Raw genomic sequence first — 16,521 nt, 5'->3', positions numbered from 1 at the left:
AAAGCGCGTTAATGTTACTCGACGGTTAACCTCATGGAATCCGATGCAATTTTTCTTAAAATATTAGAGGGCGCGCCGAGGGGAGATTTTAGGTCAGGCCGAGCCGGAGCCAAAGACGGGCGCGACCTACCGTTTGCAGGCCGGCATTACCTGACCCTCAACGCCCCCTAAATGACGGCGGCCACGCTGTTCAGGATCGGCTGCAGGCGGACAAGGCCGATGTCTTCACGCTCGAACCGGCTGCCGACCTTGGTCAGCTTGGCCAGCACCTGTTCGCCCTCCTCGGGTCCGATCGGCGCGATGACGATGCCGCCGCTCGACAATTGGTCGAGCAGGAAGCGCGGCAGGCTGTCGAAGGCGGCCCAGGCAACGATGCGATCGAATGGCCCTTCATTCGGCAGGCCGCCCGAACCATCGGCGTGGCGCACGATGACATTACCGATGCCGAGCGCCTCGAAGCGCTGCCTGGCTTGCTCGACGAGCGTCTTGTAGCGATCAGTGGTGACGACCCGCGCGGCCAGCCGCGACATCACCGCCGAGGTATAGCCGGAGCCGGTGCCGATCTCGAGCACGCGGTTGCCCTGCTCGATGGCGAGTGCGGCGATCACCGCCGCCTGCATGTCGGCGCCTTCGATCGCCTCGCCGCATTCGATCGGCAGCATGCGGTCCGACCAGGCAATGGAATGGAACTGCGCGGCCAGGAAACCGCGCCGCGGCGTCGCCTCGAAGGCCGCGATCAATGCCTTCGGCACCGTCCCCCGGCCGCGCAGGCGTAGCAGAAAGGCGGCAAAGCCTTCGCGGTCATCGATCCCCTGGTTCATGCAAGCGCCTTGCTCAGCTGGTCACGGATTTCATGCGCGGTGAGGTCGAGTTGCAGCGGCGTCACCGACACCAGCCTGTTGCGCAGAGCGAAGAGGTCGGTGCCTTGCTTGCCTTCGACCGGCTCGCGGCCGAAGCGCAGCCAGTAATAAGGCAGGCCGCGCCCGTCACGGCGCTCGTCGACCCATAGGCTGTGCACCAGCTTGCCTTGCGAGGTGACCACTGTGCCGGCGACCTCTTCGGGAAGGCAGTTCGGAAAATTGACGTTGAGCAGCACACCGTCCGGCAGCGGCGTCGCCACCAGCTTCTTCAACAGCGCCGGCGCCAGCGCCTCGGTCGTCTCGTAGGGGACGACACGATCCTCGCCGACATAGCTGTAGCCCTGGCTGAGCGCGATCGAGCGGATGCCGAGCAGCGCGCCTTCCATGGCGCCGGCGACGGTGCCGGAATAGGTGACGTCGTCGGCAATGTTGGCGCCGGAATTGATGCCGGACAGGATCAGGTCGGGTGCGCCGGGCAGGATCTTCTTGACACCCATGATGACGCAATCGGTCGGCGTGCCGCGCACGGCAAAGTGCTTCTCGCCGATCTTGCGCAGCCGCAGCGGCTCCGAGATCGACAGCGAATGCGCATAGCCGGACTGGTCCTGCTCCGGCGCGACCACCCAGACATCGTCGGACAATGTGCGCGCGACGCGTTCGAGCGACGCCAGGCCTTCGGCATGAATGCCGTCGTCATTGGTCAGGAGGATGCGCATTATTTCGCTTCGATCTTTTCCAGACCGCCCATGTAAGGCCGCAGCACTTCAGGAATGGTTACGCTGCCATCCTCATTCTGGTAATTCTCGATGACAGCAATGAGCGCGCGGCCGACGGCGGTGCCCGAACCGTTGAGCGTGTGGACGAAGCGGTTGCCCTTGCCGTCCCTGTCCTTATAGCGGGCGTCCATGCGGCGCGCCTGGAAATCACCGCACACCGAACAGGACGAGATTTCGCGATAGGCGTTCTGGCCGGGCAGCCAGACCTCGATGTCATAGGTCTTGCGCGCGCCAAAGCCCATGTCGCCGGTGCACAGCGTCATGGTGCGGAACGGCAGGCCGAGGCGCTTGAGCACTTCCTCGGCGCATTGCGTCATCCGCTCGTGCTCGGCGAGTGACGATTCCTGATCGGTGATCGACACCAGCTCGACCTTGTAGAACTGGTGCTGGCGCAGCATGCCGCGCGTGTCGCGCCCCGCCGAGCCCGCTTCGGAACGGAAGCACGGCGTCAGCGCCGTATAGCGCAGCGGCAGTTTTTCATGCGCGGTGATTTCCTCGCGCACTAGATTGGTGAGCGGCACCTCGGCGGTCGGGATCAGGCCAAGTCGACCCTCCCCGTGCGAGGTGAAGAACAGATCTTCCTCGAACTTCGGCAACTGGTTGGTGCCGAAAAGAACGTCGTCCTTGACCATCAGTGGCGGGATGACTTCTTCGTAGCCATGCTCGGTCGTGTGCAGATCGAGCATGAACTGACCAAGCGCACGTTCCATCCGCGCCAAGCCGCTTTTCAGCACGGTGAAGCGCGAGCCTGACAGTTTCGCCGCACGCTCGAAATCCATCATGCCGAGCGCTTCGCCGATCTCGAAATGCTCCTTCACCCAGTTCGGGCGCGTCGGCACCTTGCCGACGATATGCTTGACGACATTGTCGTGCTCATCCTTGCCGACAGGCACGTCGTCGAACGGCACGTTGGGCAGCACCGCCAGCGCATCATTCAGCGCCTTATCGAGGTCGCGCTCGCGCGCTTCGCCATTCTGGATGAAAGTTTTTATCTCGCTGACCTCGGCTTTCAGCTTCTCGGCAAGTGCCGCATCGCCCGAACGCATGGCGTTGCCGATCTCCTTCGAGGCGGCATTGCGGCGCTCCTGCCTGGTCTGCAACTCGGTGACGTGTTCGCGCCGCGCCTCGTCCGAGGCGATCAGCCCGTCGACCGTGGACTGCGCCTCACCCGCCGACCACGAGCGCTTCATCAGCGCCTCGACAAGGGCCTTCGGGTTGTCGCGAATCCATTTGATGTCAAGCATGGTCTATCCGTCCTCAAGCTAGGCCAAAGGGGCGTAAACCGCATCTGAGATCGATGCAAGATAGGCTGGGCGGCGACCGTCTTTTTCCGCCGCTGCCGCCGCTCTGTTGCCTACGAGGCTGCCGGCGCCGGAGGCTCGTCTGGGGCTTTGTCCGCCACGGTTTCCGCCGCGTCCTGCTTCTCACGCGCCACACGCTGCTTTTCCTGATCGCGCTCGATCAATCGGGCAGCCCAGATGGAGACCTCGTAGAGAAGGATGGTCGGAATGGCCAAGCCGATCTGGCTCATCGGATCGGGAGGCGTCAGCACGGCTGCGACGACGAAGGCGATGACGATCGCCCATTTGCGCTTCTCGGCCAGCGCCTTGGACGACAGCATGCCGACCCGCGTCATCAGGCTGGTGACCACCGGCAGTTGGAATACCAGGCCGAAGGAGAAGATCAGCGTCATGATCAGGCTGAGATATTCCGACACTTTCGGCAGCAGCGAGATCTGCACCTGATCGTCGGTGCCGGCCTGCTGCATGGCGAGGAAGAACCACATCACCATCGGCGTGAAGAAGAAATAAACCAGCGACGCACCCATCAGGAACAGGATCGGCGACGCGATCAGGAACGGTAGGAAGGCGTTGCGCTCGTTCTTGTAGAGGCCAGGCGCGATGAACTTGTAGATCTGCGTGGCGATCAGCGGAAACGCGATCACCATGCCGCCGAACATTGCGAGCTTGACCTGGGTGAAGAAGAATTCCTGCGGCGCGGTGTAGATCAGCTCGACCTTGTGCGGATCGAGCCCTGCCCATTGCGTCGCCCATTTGAACGGGACGACCAGAAGGTTGAACAGCTTCTTGGCGAAGAAGAAACAGACCAGGAAGGCAACGAAGAAGCCTCCGAGCGACCAGATCAGCCGCCGGCGCAACTCGATCAGATGCTCCATCAGCGGCGCCGACGATTTCTCGATCTCGTCCTTTTCCTTGTCCGAAACGCTCACTTGGCGGCTCCCGCCGTCTTCTTAGCTGTCGGCTTCTTCGCCGGAGCAGGCTTCGGATCGGCTTTCGCCACGGTCTTGGTCGCGAGGGCCTTGGCCGCAACGGGCTTCGCGGCTTTGGGCGTTTCAGCCTTTGCCGCCGTCGCGGTCTTCGCCGATGCAGGCGCCTTTGCACCATTAGCCGAAGCCTTGGCCGGCGCTTTTACCACCGGCACCGCCTTTGCCGGCGCAGGCTTGGCTACTTTCTTTGTCGCGGGCGCCTTCTGCGCCGGTTCTGTCGGCACTGACGCCGTCACCACCGATTCATCGGTCATTGCCGGGAAAATCGGCGCTGCCGGTACTGCTTCCGGCCCGTTGACGCCAGGCATGGTCGTTGCGCCATTCTTCAACGGCTCCGCCGCCAGCGGTATCGAAGCGGCAGGCGTTGCTGGGTCCGCCGCCGGCTTCGGCTTCATCGCCGCGTCGACGCCGGAGCGAACGTCGGCCGCGGCCTGTTCGAACGGATTGAGTTGCTTCCTGATCTCGGCCATCGGGCTGAGGCCTCTGAGCTCGTCTACCGACTTCTTGACGTCGTCGAGCTCGGCTTCCTTCAGCGCTTCGTTGAACTGCTTTTGGAAATCGGACGCCATGGCGCGCAGCTTCGCCGTCGTGCGGCCGAAGGTACGCAGCATATTGGGCAAATCCTTGGGCCCGACGACCACGATCATGACGATCGCGATGACCAGCATTTCGGTCCAGCCGACTTCAAACATGGCACTCTGTTCCGACTAGAACCTGTGGCTCAGCTCTTGCTGGCTTTTTCCTTCGCGGCCGTAACGGTCTCGTCGGCGCGATGTTCGACGGTGCGCTTGTCTTCGGCAACGTCGTCGTCGGCCATGCCCTTCTTGAAGCTCTTGATGCCCTTGGCCATATCGCCCATCAGCTCGGGAATCTTGCCGCGGCCGAACACCAGCAGCACGATCACCAGCACGATCATCCAATGCCAAATCGAAAATGAACCCATAGCAAATCTCTCTCGAACGTTTTCCCTGGCGATGATCTATGCGCTTTCGCGTAGGGATTCAAACACAACTGCGACAGAGTTTATGAAAGGGTGGCGGATGTCACGCATTTTCAACGTGATGGCCCGCTACGAATCCGCGCATCCTCGACAGATCGGCGGCTAATGCCAGTCAATCTTCCGTGACGCGCGGCGTCAGCAGGCCGAGTTCCTCGAGGTCGATGTCGGTCAGCGCTTCCTCGTCGTCGGTCAATGCATCGGGATCGGCCGGCGGCTGTGGAATGGAGAAATTCGACGGCATGCGGCCCGAAAGCAGTCCGGCCCCCTTCAGTTCCTCCATGCCAGGAAGATCGCGGATCTCCTCCAGCGCGAAATGGTCGAGGAAGGTGTCGGTGGTGCCGTAGGTGACAGGGCGTCCCGGCGTTTTGCGCCGGCCGCGCATGCGCACCCATTCCGTTTCCAACAGCGTGTCGAGCGTGCCTTTCGAGGTTTCGACGCCCCGGATGTCCTCGATCTCGGCGCGCGTCACCGGCTGGTGATAGGCGATGATCGCTAGCACTTCGAGCGCCGCGCGGGAGAGCTTCCTTTGTTGGACAGTATCCCGGCTCATCAGGAAAGCGAGATCGCCGGCCGTGCGGAACGCCCAGGCGTCGCCGATACGCACCAGATTGACGCCGCGCCGCGCATAGATCTGCTGCAGCTCGGCCATGGCCAGGGCGATGTTGATGCCGTCCGGCAGACGTGCCGCAAGCTGCTTTTCGCTGACCGGTTCAGCACTGGCGAACACGATCGCTTCGGCCATGCGCACGGCTTCGGCCAGATGCAGCCGCTCGGCCGGATTCTGTACCTGTTGCTCGGCCGGGTTCTGGGAGAGCGACTCCTCTTCCGCTTCATCGCCGACCTTGAACGGGATAACCGAAGCGTTGGCGCGTTCGCTCATGATGCCACCTCGACTGCCTTGATTGCCTGCGCGCGGCCGCGCAGATAGATCGGCGCGAAGACTTCGTCCTGCCGCATGTCCATCGTGCCTTCGCGCACCAGTTCCAGCGTGGCCGCGAAAGAGCTGGCGATCGCCGTGCGCCGCTCCTCGGGGCTGGTCATGTACACGATCAGAAAACTTTCCAGCGTCGCCCAGTCGTGCAGAGCCCCAACCATGCGGGTCAGGATATCGCGCGCGTCCTTGAGCGACCAGACGCCGCGCCTGGCGATCGTCACATTGTTGATCGCCTGCTTCTGCCGTTGCTGGGCATAGGCAGTGAGTAGATCGTAAAGCGAGGCCGAATAGGCGTTACGCTTTTCGATGATGACCATTTCCGGCATGCCGCGCGCGAACACGTCACGGCCGAGCCGGTTGCGGTTGACCAGGCGCGCCGAGGCGTCGCGCATGGCTTCCAGCCGCTTCAGCCGGAACTGCAGCACCGCCGCCAGTTCCTCACCGCTTTCGCCCTCGTCGCCCGGCTGCTTGGGGATCAGTAGCTTCGACTTGAGGAAGGCCAGCCACGCCGCCATCACCAGATAGTCGGCGGCAAGCTCGAGCCTGAGCGCCCTCGCCGTCTCGACAAAGGTCAGGTATTGCTCGACCAGCGCCAGGATCGAAATCCGCGCCAGATCGACTTTCTGGGTGCGGGCCAGATGCAGCAGAAGATCGAGTGGACCTTCGAAGCCGGCCACGTCGACGACCAGCGACGGATCGCCGGTGACGCGTGAATCGTCATTCTCGGCCCACAGACGGTCCATCGGTGCGGCCTTCGCGGCCTTGCTTTCCAATGTTTCCGCCACTTCCTCTCACTTCCCTTTGTTAAGCCACCGCGTCGAAATAGGTGGCGAATTCAGCGCGTATCTCGGTTTCTTCCACCGTGTCGTGTTTCTTAATATAGGTCAGCGCCCGCTTTGCGCGCTCCAGCGACGTGCCCTCGAGCCCCGTGGTTCGCGATGCAATGCCGGCCATCTCCTCGAAAACGCCGTTGCAGTGAAGGACCAGATCGCAGCCCGCCGCAAGGATCGAGGCCGCCTTTGTCGGGAAATCCCCAGAAAGTGCCTTCATCGAAGTGTCGTCGCTCATCAGCAACCCGTCGAAACCGATCTCGCGCCGGATGATCTCGTCGATGACCTTGCCGGAGGTGGTCGCCGGATTGTTGGGGTCGATCGCGCTGTAGACGACATGCGCCGTCATCGCCATCGGCAGATGGCTAAGCTCCTTGAACGGGGCGAAATCATGCCGCTGCAGATCGCTGAGCGAGGCATTGACGACAGGCAATTCGAAATGCGTGTCGGCAGAGGCCCGGCCATGTCCCGGAATGTGCTTCATGACGGGCAGTACCCCGCCTGACATCAGTCCTTCCGCCGCGGCGCGGCCGAGTTCAATCACCGGTCGCGGGTCCTTGCCATAGGCACGTGCACCGATGACGTCGCTGGCGCCCTCGATCGGCACGTCGAGCACCGGCAGACAATCGGCAGTGATGCCGTAGCGCAGCAGATCGAATGCATGCAGCCGCGCCATCAGCCAGGCGGCGCGAGCGCCGGCATCATGGTCGTCGCGCCACAGCGCGCCAAGCGCGCCGCCGGCCGGATAGTTCGGCGCCAGTGGCGGCCTCAGGCGTTGCACACGGCCGCCTTCCTGGTCGATGAACACCAGCGCGTCCGGACGCCCGATGCAGTCACGCATCTCGGCGACCAGATCGCGGATCTGTTCCGTCTCGCCGATGTTGCGCGCAAACAGGATGAAGGCCCACGGGCATTCATTGCGATAGAAATTGATTTCTTCGCGAGTGAGCGATTTCCCGGCACAGCCGAGGATCATGGATTTTGATTCGGTCATATCAGGAGTCTAAAGCTTCGCGCGATCAAAGGGAATCATCCGGATCACAAGCGGTCAAACGCCAGATCTGCTTTCCCCATGAAAAAAGCCGGCGCGATGACCGCGCCGGCTTTTTGATTGGTTGGCTCCGGCTCTAGCGCGAGACGAAGCAGTTGCCGCCGGCGGCCTTGTAGCTGGTGCACAAATTGATCGCGTCGTTGCGCGACTGAGCCGGCACGCGCACACGGTAGAACGTGCCCTTGCCGGCGATCTCGGCCTTGACGATGTTGGCTGTATGGCCGGCAAGCACGCTGCCGTAGCGGCGCTGCAGATCCTGATAGCTGGACTGGGCGCTTTCGACCGTCGGTTGTGAAGCGATCTGCATCGACCACGAACCACCACCAGTCGCGGTCGATGCCGGATCGATGGACGCAACCTGATCGGGCTTGACCTCGCCGACGACATCGACCGGCTGGGCGGGCGGGCGCTGCGGCGCGAGCGGAACCTTGGCCGGCGTGTTGGCCGATTGGGCCTTAGCCTCAGCCTTGGGCTTGGCTGCCGGCTTGAGGGCCGGCTCGTCGTTCGCCTGGGCAGCGGCAGGCGCCACGGTCCCGGTCTGGTCCGCAACAGCTTGCGCCAACGGGGCAACATGCTGCGGCGCCGGATCGACCGGCTCCGTTGCGGCCACCTGCGGGGCGGCGGGCGCCGGATCTTCACGCGGCACCAGCGAACCGTCCGATTTGACCACCATGGTCCTCACCTTGCGCGGCGCAACGGCGACGACATCGGCATTTGTGCCCTTGTCGGCATCCTGCAGCACCTGCGCGATACGATCCTCGGACTTGGGCGCGGCCGCCATGTTGTCGGCCGAAGCGGCTACGGCGGTCGGCGCGGCGTTGCCGTCATCGGTTCCAACGACGGCTGCGGCGGCTGCGTTCTGGTCCGGCGAAAGATCGATGGCGCGGGCCGGATCCTTCGCCTGGACGTCCACCGGTTCTTCGGTGTTGGTGACCAGCTTTTCCTGGACCGGCTCAGCGGCCTTCGCGCCCCTGACCGCGTCATAGACCTTGTTGTCCTGGTTCGGCACCACAGCCCCACCCGGATTCTCCGGCTTGACCTTGATTGGCGCGTTGTCCGCCTTGACGATGACAGGCGCTTCGCTGCCGCCCTTGCCGCCGAAAGACAGCGCAAAGGCACCGAGGCCGCCTGCGATCGCCACCGCGCCGACAATCGCGGCGATGAACAGGCCACGTCCGCGCGAAGGCTTCGCAGCCTCACGCTCGTCGAGACCTGGAACAGCCATCGCCTCATCGAGTTCAGGATCGTAGTCGAGTTCATCGACGGTGAAATCATCCGCCTGTGAAGCCGGCTGGCTGCCGGGCAGATTGTCGAGATCGAAGCCATCGGCGGCATCGGCATAGCCGGTGGGCGCCGCCGCGCGGGCAGACACTTCCATCGGACGCGCCGCATAGGTCCGAGCTTCCGGCTCATAGCCCGGCTTGACGCTGTCATAGCCTGGCTTGACGCTGTCATAGCCCTGCGTGACCCCGTCATAACCCCGCTTGACGCTTTCATAACCCTGCTTGACGCTGTCATAGCCCGGCTTGACCCCGTCATAGCTCGGCTTGAAGCCCGCGGCGTAGGCGTCATCATCGTAAGACGCGCCGGCCACGTTGCTTGCGGGAGCGGCAGCGACCTCCACCGCGTTCATCTCGGAGAGAAGGCTGGAGAACTCGGCATCGAGATCGTCATAGCCAGGCGACGCCGGCTGATCTTCCTCGAAGTGCAGTTCCGGAATATCGAGATCGTCCGCCAGCGCCACGACGCGCTCGGGCACATCGACCGTCTCGACATCGGGCATGTCTTCATAACGCGCGGACTGGCGCGATGGCGGCGCGGATACAGGGGCGACGGTCTCGACCGGCTCGGCCGAACGGTAGGACGGTACCGCAGCGACTGCCGGCGCCGCAGCCATGGAGGCCATCGAAGCGGCCGGCTGAGCGCTAAACGCAGGCTGAGCGCTAAATGACGGCTGCTGCGGAACCGGCGTCACGCGGCTCCACGAACGTGCCGGCTCGGGCGGCGTGGAACGCTCCGCCAGCCAATCGAGAGAATCCGCCGAATTATCCTGCGTATCCAGGCTTTTGGCCAAAGCCGCGTCGAACGCATCATTGTCGAGATCGACATCGCCATGTCCGTCGACGTCCGAGGCCGGATCCTGATCCTCAAGTTCATCGAGCAGAAGATCGTCGACATCCGCATCGGCTGCCTGGGCGGCGCCAAGATGGTGGGGCGCCTCAGGCGCGGTTTCTTCAAGATCCCAGTCGAGGTCGCCGACAAGATCGGTCGGCTCCTCTGTGATCTCTGCAGCTGCGGGGACAGACGACTGAGCAGCGATAGCCGGATGAGCCATGACGGGCTCCTCCTTGGCCATAGGCGCTGTGCGCGCGGTCATGGCACCCAGCAGCGCATTCAACTCGTCTTCCAGGCTTCGTTCGTCCGATATGGGGGCTTGAACCGCCGGCGCAGCAGCCGCTTCTGGCGCCGCCGGCTGGACCGCCGCAGCGGCAATTTCGGCGGCGGGTTCTTCGACTGTTTCGGCAAACGTGTCGTCGAAGTTCAGGTCGAAAGCATCATCCGACGCCACTTCATCCGACGCCGCTTCGGGGCTGAGAGCCTCGCCCGTCGCATCCGCGCTATCGGGAAGCGCATCATGCGCTTCCGGCGCGTCGAATGCGACCGGCTCATCAGCGCGAATGTCAAAATCCATGTCGACATCAGCCATGGAATCGTCAAGGCGGTCGGCAAAATCCTCGTCGGAGGCAAGATTCTCGTCGGAGGCCCGGCCGTCACGCGCAGCCGCCTGCTCCGGCAGATACTCGACGGGATCGGCAGCCGTGTAGGGCTGTTCCGCCACCGAATGGTCGTCGAGCATCAGCTCGTCTTCGAGCGAGATCGCAACCGCTTCGTCGATTTCATGATCGGGGGCGGCCGTCTCGACAGCAGGCGCGTCGGCAACGGCAACAGCATGCTGGGCGTCTTCGGCTTCCTCGTCGATCCGGAAGTCCTGGTTGAGCGACGCGGCAAGCTCGTCCGCCATCGGCTGGTCGTCCTCGAAGGGAGAGACATCCTCAAGCGAACTGGCGACGGCATTGTCGAAATCAGCGTCGAAAGCCGGCTCGACAGACGGCGCGGCTTCGGCGGCGGCCGTATCGCTGGCGCCGGCGGCATGGTCGTCGACATCAGTCATGTCCAGATGGAAATCGTCGTCGAGCGACGCGGCAAGCTCGTCGTCGTCCATTGCGCTGGCATCAGCAGCTTCGAACGCAGGCTCATGCTCGAAAGTCTGCTCACGAGCCTCGGCAACCGGAGCGGCGTCGCTGTCGTCAGCGCCGAACTCGCCCATCATTTCCTTCTCGAGATCGATATCGAAATCGCTCTCTTCCGCCACGTGATCGGCGGCTGGGGCTTTCGGCTGGGCGGGCGGCTGCGGCTTGACCGGCTGGCGCGGGTCGAACCCCATGATCCTGGTCAGTTCCGCGAACGGATCATCGCCAGCGATGTCGTTGTTGTCGGCTACTCTCAGCTGGGTTCTGTCTGCCATTATTGTTCCCGAACTCGCACTCATTCGGACGCCATGGACGTCGCGTAGGGTTGGCCCTTACCAGCGCAATGTGGGCAAAAGGTGACAGGTTTTTAGTCAAACCTAACGCATTTCGGTGGGCGCGGCGGCTCCGATCAACGTCAGGCCGGACGTCAAAACATCCGAAACAGCCTGCACCAGCCCTAGTCTGGCATGCGTCAATTGTCGGTCGTTAACCTTAACAAAACGTAAGTCTGGATTATCCGTGCCACGGTTCCAGTGTCCATGGAAGCTGGAAGCCAGATCATAGAGGTAAAATGCCAGCCGATGCGGCTCGAGCGCAAGTGCTGCCGACTCGATCAGGCGCGGATATTCGGCAAGCTTGCGGATCAGGCCGATCTCGCCCTCGTCGGTCAGCAAAGCCACGGCGGACGCCAGGCTGTTGCGGTCGAAATTGGCTTCGCCCAGCTGCTCGCTCGCCTGCCTGAACACCGAATGGCAGCGCGCCGAGGCATACTGCACATAGAACACCGGGTTATCCTTGGACTGCTCGGTCACCTTGGCGAAATCGAAATCCAACGGCGCATCGTTCTTGCGGTAGAGCATCATGAAGCGGATCGCGTCGCGGCCAACCTCCTCCACCACTTCGCGCAACGTCACGAAATCGCCGGACCGCTTCGACATGCGCACCGGCTCGCCGTCCCGAAACAGCTTCACCAGCTGGCAAAGCAGCACGGTAAGTTTCACTTCGTCCCCGGCAATGGCCCGCGCCAAAGCTTCCAGCCGCTTGACATAGCCGCCATGGTCCGCGCCGAGCACATAGATCAGGTCGACGAAGCCGCGATCGACCTTGTCCTTGAGATAGGCGACGTCGGCGGCGAAATAGGTGAAGGAGCCATCGGACTTGACCAGCGCCCGGTCCATGTCGTCGCCGACCGCGGTCGAGCGGAACAGCGTCTGCTCGCGGTCCTCCCAATCGTCGGGCTTCTCGCCCTTGGGCGGTGGCAGCTTGCCCTTGTAGATATGGCCCTTCAGCGTCAAATCGTTGATCGCCGAACGGATCTTCTTGGCATTGTCGGCGTGCAGCGTGCGCTCGGAGAAGAACACGTCGTGATGCACGTTGAGCATCGCCAGATCCTCGCGGATCATCGCCATCATCGCATCGATGGTGCGGTCCTTGACGATGGCGAGCGCCTCGTCGTCCGGCATCTGCAGGAGCGAGCGGTCGAACTCCTTGGCCAGCGCCTGACCGACAGGGACGAGATAATCGCCGGGGTAAAGCCCAGCCGGTATCTCGCCGATATCATCGCCAAGCGCCTCGCGGTAGCGCAGTATGACCGAGCGGCCGAGCACGTCGATCTGCGAGCCGGCATCGTTGATGACATATTCCTTGGTCACGTCGTAGCCGGCGAAGGCCATCAGATTGGCGAGCGCGTCGCCGACCACAGCACCCCGGCAGTGGCCGACATGCATCGGCCCCGTCGGATTGGCCGAGACATATTCGACATTGGTCTTCCTGCCGCCGCCAACGGTCGAACGTCCATAGTTGCGGCCCTCGCCAAGCAGCTCGGTCAGATGCGTCTGCCAGAAGCCGTCCTTCAGCCGGAGATTGACGAAACCCGGACCGGCCACGTCGGTGGCGGCGACATCCTTGTCGTCACGCAGCGCTTGCGCCAGTTTCTCGGCCAGCGCGCGCGGATTCTGGCCGGTCGGCTTGGCCAGCACCATTGCCGCATTGGTCGCCAAGTCGCCATGGCTGGCGTCGCGCGGCGGCTCGACGGCAATGCGCGACAGGTCCGGCGAAACGCCATTACTGTCTTTCAAATCAAGCGCTTCGACGGCTTTTATGATTCGCGCGGTGAAATCGGCGAAGATGTTCATGGGACTGGCTCTGGTGGCTTTGCAGGGAATCCGGCTCGTTGGCCGGCAAAATCGAGCCCGCCCTAGCTCAATTCAGGCGTATGGTCAAACAAACGCCGGTGCTCCTTGAGCGCATAGGTGTCGGTCATACCCGCCAGGAAGTCGGCGACGCTGCGCGCCTTGATGCGATCGTCGGCCCGATCCAGCCCCTCGCGCCAGCCGTCCGGCATGGCGCGCGGATCGGCGAAATAGGCGTCGAACAGATCCTTGACGATCTGCTCGGCGTCCGCGCGCACCCGCATGACTTCCGCGTGCCGATAGAGATGCTTGTAGAGAAAAGCCTTCAGTTCTTTCTCGAAGGCGGCCATTTCGGCCGAGAAAGTCACCATAGTCTCGCCCGCCGCCCTCACCGCATCGGCGCTCTGAGGCCTGATGCGCTCCAGATTGGCAGTGGTGGAGACGATGACGTCCTCGACCATGGCGGTGATCTGCCGCCGCATCAGTTCATGGCCGGTGCGCACATCATCGAGGGAGGGATAGCGTGCGCGCACGCCTCTCAGAATGGTTCCGGGCAGCGAAACCGTCTCCAGCATGTCCAGCGTCAGCAGCCCTGCCCTCAAGCCATCGTCGATGTCATGGTTGTTGTAGGCGATGTCGTCAGCGATCGCCGCGCATTGCGCCTCGATGCCGGCAAACCGGTCCAGTTCGAGGTCATGCAGCTGCGAATAGTCACGGATCGCCTGCGGCACCGGCCCTTTCAGACCTTGACCATTGGCGTCCGTCAGCGGTCCATTGTGCTTGACCAGACCTTCCAGCGTTTCCCAGGTCAGGTTGAGCCCGTCGAATTCGGCGTAGCGCGCCTCTAGCCTTGTCACGATGCGCAGCGATTGCGCATTGTGGTCGAAACCGCCCCAGGCGGCCATCTTCTCGTTCAGCGCGTCCTCACCAGTGTGGCCGAAAGGCGTGTGGCCGAAATCATGCACCAGTGCGACTGCCTCGGCGAGATCCTCGTCGCCGCGCAGCGCCCGTGCCAGGGCGCGCGCGATCTGCGCCACTTCGATCGAATGGGTCAGCCGGGTGCGGTAGTGGTCGCCTTCATGCGCAATGAAGACCTGCGTCTTGTGTTTGAGCCGGCGGAAGGCCGTCGAATGAATGATGCGGTCGCGGTCGCGCTGGAACGGCGTGCGGGTCGGGCTTTCCACCTCGTCGAAAAGCCGTCCACGCGACTTTGCCGGATCGCAGGCATAGGCGGCGCGTGGCCGATAGCCGAATCCGATGTCGCCCAACTCATTGGTCATGGCTGATGCTGCCGCAGTTGACTTGGTCCAGTTGGCTTGGGCCTGGTTGACTTGGCCCCTCGCGCTTCATACCTATCATGTGAAACCGAAAGCAAGGTGACGCCCATGGGCGCTGATGCCAAGACTGCCATGAAAGTCGATATGACCGAGGCCGCTGCCAAGCGGATCGCCAAGATTGTCTCGGGCGAGGCCGGCAAGACGGCGCTGCGCGTTTCGGTCGAAGGCGGCGGTTGCTCGGGCTTTTCCTACAAGTTCGACCTGGTCGAAGGTGCGAATGACGATGACGTCGCCATCGAAAAGGACGGCGCCACGGTGCTGATCGATGATCTGTCGCTGGTCTATATGGGTGGTTCGGTGATCGATTTCGTCGACGATCTGATGGGCCAGTCGTTCCAGATCAGGAACCCCAATGCCGTCGCCTCCTGCGGCTGCGGCACGAGTTTTTCCATATAGAATGCCTGCCATCGGCGCGGTCCGTCAGATCGCGCTGGCGGCCGGCCGCGACCTCGATACGACGCTAGCCTTCTGGCGCGACGTGCTAGGTATGGCTGTCCACGCGCGCTTCGATCCGCCGGGCATTGCCTTCATCATGGCCGGTGATATCAGGTTGCTGTTCACTGACGGCATACCAGCCGGAACCGTCTATCTCGACATATCGGGCCTCGACGATTTCCACGCCTCGGCAATCGCCGCCGGCGTCCCCTTCACCGCGCCGCCGATGCTTGTCCATCGCGACACCGAGGGCCAGTTCGGTCCAGCGGGGGAAAGCGAATGGATGGCCTTCCTAAAGGACCCGGCTGGCAATACGATCGGTCTCGTCGAACGCCATCCGCCGCAAGAGCCCAACTGAACAGCATCGGGACCATCATGAAAATCGTCACCTGGAACATCAACGGCGTGCGCGCCCGCATCGGCAACCTGACCCATTGGCTGACCGAAAGCGCGCCCGATATCGCCTGCCTCCAGGAGATCAAGACGGTCGATGAGCAGTTCCCGCGCGCCGAGATCGAGGCGCTTGGCTACAACGTCGAAACCCATGGCCAGAAGGGTTTCAATGGTGTCGCCATCCTGTCGAAATTGCGCTTCGACGAGGTCATCAGAGGCCTGCCTGGCGACGATGCCGATGAACAGGCGCGTTTCATCGAAGGCGTTTTCTCGACCGACAAGGGCGCATTGCGCGTCGCCTCGCTCTATCTGCCGAACGGCAATCCGATCGATGACGAGAAGAAGTTCTCCTACAAGCTGTCCTGGATGGCACGGCTGGAGCGCTGGGCGCAGGAACGACTTGAGCTCGAAGAGGCGCTGGTGCTGGCCGGCGACTACAACGTCATTCCCGAGCCGATCGACGCGCGGTTTCCGGAGAACTGGCTGGGCGATGCGCTGTTCCAGCCGCAGACGCGGCAAGCCTTCCGCCGGCTGCTCAACCTGGGGTTCACCGAAGCGGTGCGCGCGGTCACCGACGCGCCCGACACCTATACCTTCTGGGACTATCAGGCCGGCGCCTGGCAGAAGAACAACGGCATCCGCATCGACCATCTGCTGCTGTCGCCGGAAGCCGCCAACCGGTTCTCATCCGCCTCGATCGAAAAGCATGTCCGCGCCTGGGAAAAACCCTCCGATCATGTGCCGGTGGCGATCGATCTCGCGCTGCAGCCCGCCTGAGAGAACCCTGGCCCGACGCCGGGCGCGCCTGCGCTCGACCTCATATAGCCACATTCCGGCGCATGATGGGAGACCAGCATGGCGGCTGGGGTTCCCATGACCATTCGATTTCATCTTTGTCCGATCGGCCTGGCATTTGCGGTGGCCGCTCCTGCCGCGGCACTTGCCGATCAGGAATGCCTGGCCAATGGAAAATCCTATCAGCTCGGCCAGGTCGCCTGCCTGACGGTTGCCGACCAGAGCCATCTTGCCCGTTGCGACATGGTGCTCAACAACACCTCGTGGACGAAGGTCGGGGACAGCTGCCCCGCAAACACAATGGCGCCGCACCTGCACGCCACGCCGATCTCGACGCCAGCGCCCAGTCTGGTGCCGACGGAACCGACCGAAAAGTGAGCCAATCTCCCCCCTTGGGGGGGAGATTGGCTGTCGCAACCGTTTTCGCCAATCTCCAATGT

16 protein-coding genes are annotated in these 16,521 nt (G+C 62.9%); 4 read left to right on the top strand and 12 right to left on the bottom strand.

From position 1 onward, the window contains the following. Window positions 1-167: 167 nt before the first annotated feature. From NKJ06_RS20380 to NKJ06_RS20325, 12 genes are all read right to left on the bottom strand, one after another. On the bottom strand, window positions 168-821 hold the full coding sequence (locus NKJ06_RS20380; protein ID WP_352628020.1) for a protein-L-isoaspartate(D-aspartate) O-methyltransferase: 654 nt from the start codon (window positions 819-821) through the stop codon (window positions 168-170). After that, complete coding sequence (surE, locus tag NKJ06_RS20375; protein WP_352628019.1) at window positions 818-1,576, bottom strand: 5'/3'-nucleotidase SurE; 759 nt, start codon at window positions 1,574-1,576, stop codon at window positions 818-820. Before surE ends, NKJ06_RS20380 begins: the two co-directional genes overlap by 4 nt. Continuing rightward, entirely contained in the window at window positions 1,576-2,880 is a 1,305-nt protein-coding gene (gene serS, locus NKJ06_RS20370; RefSeq protein ID WP_352628018.1) for a serine--tRNA ligase, read from the bottom strand. Before serS ends, surE begins: the two co-directional genes overlap by 1 nt. A gap of 110 nt (window positions 2,881-2,990) precedes the next feature. Beyond that, a complete protein-coding gene (gene tatC / locus NKJ06_RS20365) occupies window positions 2,991-3,866 on the bottom strand; it encodes a twin-arginine translocase subunit TatC (RefSeq protein ID WP_352628017.1) in 876 nt (291 codons plus the stop codon). After that, window positions 3,863-4,615 (bottom strand): Sec-independent protein translocase protein TatB, encoded by a 753-nt coding sequence (tatB, locus tag NKJ06_RS20360; RefSeq protein WP_352628016.1) that lies wholly within the window; start codon window positions 4,613-4,615, stop codon window positions 3,863-3,865. Before tatB ends, tatC begins: the two co-directional genes overlap by 4 nt. Before the next feature lie 29 nt (window positions 4,616-4,644). Beyond that, entirely contained in the window at window positions 4,645-4,866 is a 222-nt protein-coding gene (locus NKJ06_RS20355) for a twin-arginine translocase TatA/TatE family subunit (RefSeq protein WP_352628015.1), read from the bottom strand. A gap of 169 nt (window positions 4,867-5,035) precedes the next feature. Beyond that, window positions 5,036-5,803, bottom strand: a complete 768-nt coding sequence (gene scpB, locus NKJ06_RS20350) for an SMC-Scp complex subunit ScpB (protein ID WP_352628014.1) — start codon at window positions 5,801-5,803, stop codon at window positions 5,036-5,038. Continuing rightward, on the bottom strand, window positions 5,800-6,600 hold the full coding sequence (locus tag NKJ06_RS20345; protein WP_352628141.1) for a segregation and condensation protein A: 801 nt from the start codon (window positions 6,598-6,600) through the stop codon (window positions 5,800-5,802). Before NKJ06_RS20345 ends, scpB begins: the two co-directional genes overlap by 4 nt. Before the next feature lie 61 nt (window positions 6,601-6,661). Then, the gene (gene nagZ / locus NKJ06_RS20340) at window positions 6,662-7,681 is read right to left on the bottom strand and encodes a beta-N-acetylhexosaminidase (RefSeq protein ID WP_352628013.1); all 1,020 of its coding nucleotides are present in this window, start codon (window positions 7,679-7,681) and stop codon (window positions 6,662-6,664) included. 133 nt (window positions 7,682-7,814) lie between these two features. Continuing rightward, window positions 7,815-11,264 carry an SPOR domain-containing protein gene (locus NKJ06_RS20335; RefSeq protein WP_352810465.1) on the bottom strand — a complete coding sequence of 1,150 codons (3,450 nt, stop codon included), beginning with the start codon at window positions 11,262-11,264 and terminating at the stop codon, window positions 7,815-7,817. Between the two features lie 102 nt (window positions 11,265-11,366). Beyond that, the gene (gene argS, locus NKJ06_RS20330) at window positions 11,367-13,124 is read right to left on the bottom strand and encodes an arginine--tRNA ligase (protein WP_352628011.1); all 1,758 of its coding nucleotides are present in this window, start codon (window positions 13,122-13,124) and stop codon (window positions 11,367-11,369) included. A 62-nt stretch (window positions 13,125-13,186) separates the two neighbouring features. Then, window positions 13,187-14,401: a deoxyguanosinetriphosphate triphosphohydrolase gene (locus NKJ06_RS20325; protein ID WP_352628010.1), complete on the bottom strand. Its 1,215-nt coding sequence runs from the start codon at window positions 14,399-14,401 to the stop codon at window positions 13,187-13,189. A 105-nt stretch (window positions 14,402-14,506) separates the two neighbouring features. Between NKJ06_RS20325 and erpA the strand changes: the two genes are divergently transcribed. The 4 genes from erpA to NKJ06_RS20305 all read left to right on the top strand — a co-directional run bounded on the left by erpA (window position 14,507) and on the right by NKJ06_RS20305 (window position 16,459). Then, complete coding sequence (gene erpA, locus NKJ06_RS20320; protein WP_352628009.1) at window positions 14,507-14,854, top strand: iron-sulfur cluster insertion protein ErpA; 348 nt, start codon at window positions 14,507-14,509, stop codon at window positions 14,852-14,854. Between the two features lies 1 nt (window position 14,855). Then, a complete protein-coding gene (locus NKJ06_RS20315) occupies window positions 14,856-15,251 on the top strand; it encodes a VOC family protein (protein WP_352628008.1) in 396 nt (131 codons plus the stop codon). 17 nt (window positions 15,252-15,268) lie between these two features. After that, window positions 15,269-16,063 carry an exodeoxyribonuclease III gene (gene xth / locus NKJ06_RS20310; protein ID WP_352628007.1) on the top strand — a complete coding sequence of 265 codons (795 nt, stop codon included), beginning with the start codon at window positions 15,269-15,271 and terminating at the stop codon, window positions 16,061-16,063. A gap of 78 nt (window positions 16,064-16,141) precedes the next feature. After that, complete coding sequence (locus NKJ06_RS20305; RefSeq protein ID WP_352628006.1) at window positions 16,142-16,459, top strand: hypothetical protein; 318 nt, start codon at window positions 16,142-16,144, stop codon at window positions 16,457-16,459. Window positions 16,460-16,521: the final 62 nt, after the last annotated feature.

It is taken from the genome of Mesorhizobium sp. M0293 (assembly GCF_040321735.1).
GTDB lineage: Bacteria > Pseudomonadota > Alphaproteobacteria > Rhizobiales > Rhizobiaceae > Mesorhizobium.
The sequence above is the reverse complement of the archived record's forward strand: the minus strand, read 5'-3'. Positions and strand labels throughout refer to the sequence as shown.

What these genes read in the sequence shown, in the direction of transcription:
- NKJ06_RS20380 (WP_352628020.1), bottom strand. Translation starts at nt 821, where the DNA reads ATGAACCAGGGGATCGATGACCGCGAAGGCTTTGCCGCCTTTCTGCTA.
- surE (WP_352628019.1), bottom strand. Translation starts at nt 1,576, where the DNA reads ATGCGCATCCTCCTGACCAATGACGACGGCATTCATGCCGAAGGCCTG.
- serS (WP_352628018.1), bottom strand. Translation starts at nt 2,880, where the DNA reads ATGCTTGACATCAAATGGATTCGCGACAACCCGAAGGCCCTTGTCGAG.
- tatB (WP_352628016.1), bottom strand. Translation starts at nt 4,615, where the DNA reads ATGTTTGAAGTCGGCTGGACCGAAATGCTGGTCATCGCGATCGTCATG.
- NKJ06_RS20355 (WP_352628015.1), bottom strand. Translation starts at nt 4,866, where the DNA reads ATGGGTTCATTTTCGATTTGGCATTGGATGATCGTGCTGGTGATCGTG.
- scpB (WP_352628014.1), bottom strand. Translation starts at nt 5,803, where the DNA reads ATGAGCGAACGCGCCAACGCTTCGGTTATCCCGTTCAAGGTCGGCGAT.
- NKJ06_RS20345 (WP_352628141.1), bottom strand. Translation starts at nt 6,600, where the DNA reads ATGGACCGTCTGTGGGCCGAGAATGACGATTCACGCGTCACCGGCGAT.
- nagZ (WP_352628013.1), bottom strand. Translation starts at nt 7,681, where the DNA reads ATGACCGAATCAAAATCCATGATCCTCGGCTGTGCCGGGAAATCGCTC.
- NKJ06_RS20335 (WP_352810465.1), bottom strand. Translation starts at nt 11,264, where the DNA reads ATGGCAGACAGAACCCAGCTGAGAGTAGCCGACAACAACGACATCGCT.
- argS (WP_352628011.1), bottom strand. Translation starts at nt 13,124, where the DNA reads ATGAACATCTTCGCCGATTTCACCGCGCGAATCATAAAAGCCGTCGAA.
- NKJ06_RS20325 (WP_352628010.1), bottom strand. Translation starts at nt 14,401, where the DNA reads ATGACCAATGAGTTGGGCGACATCGGATTCGGCTATCGGCCACGCGCC.
- erpA (WP_352628009.1), top strand. Translation starts at nt 14,507, where the DNA reads ATGGGCGCTGATGCCAAGACTGCCATGAAAGTCGATATGACCGAGGCC.
- NKJ06_RS20315 (WP_352628008.1), top strand. Translation starts at nt 14,856, where the DNA reads ATGCCTGCCATCGGCGCGGTCCGTCAGATCGCGCTGGCGGCCGGCCGC.
- xth (WP_352628007.1), top strand. Translation starts at nt 15,269, where the DNA reads ATGAAAATCGTCACCTGGAACATCAACGGCGTGCGCGCCCGCATCGGC.
- NKJ06_RS20305 (WP_352628006.1), top strand. Translation starts at nt 16,142, where the DNA reads ATGGCGGCTGGGGTTCCCATGACCATTCGATTTCATCTTTGTCCGATC.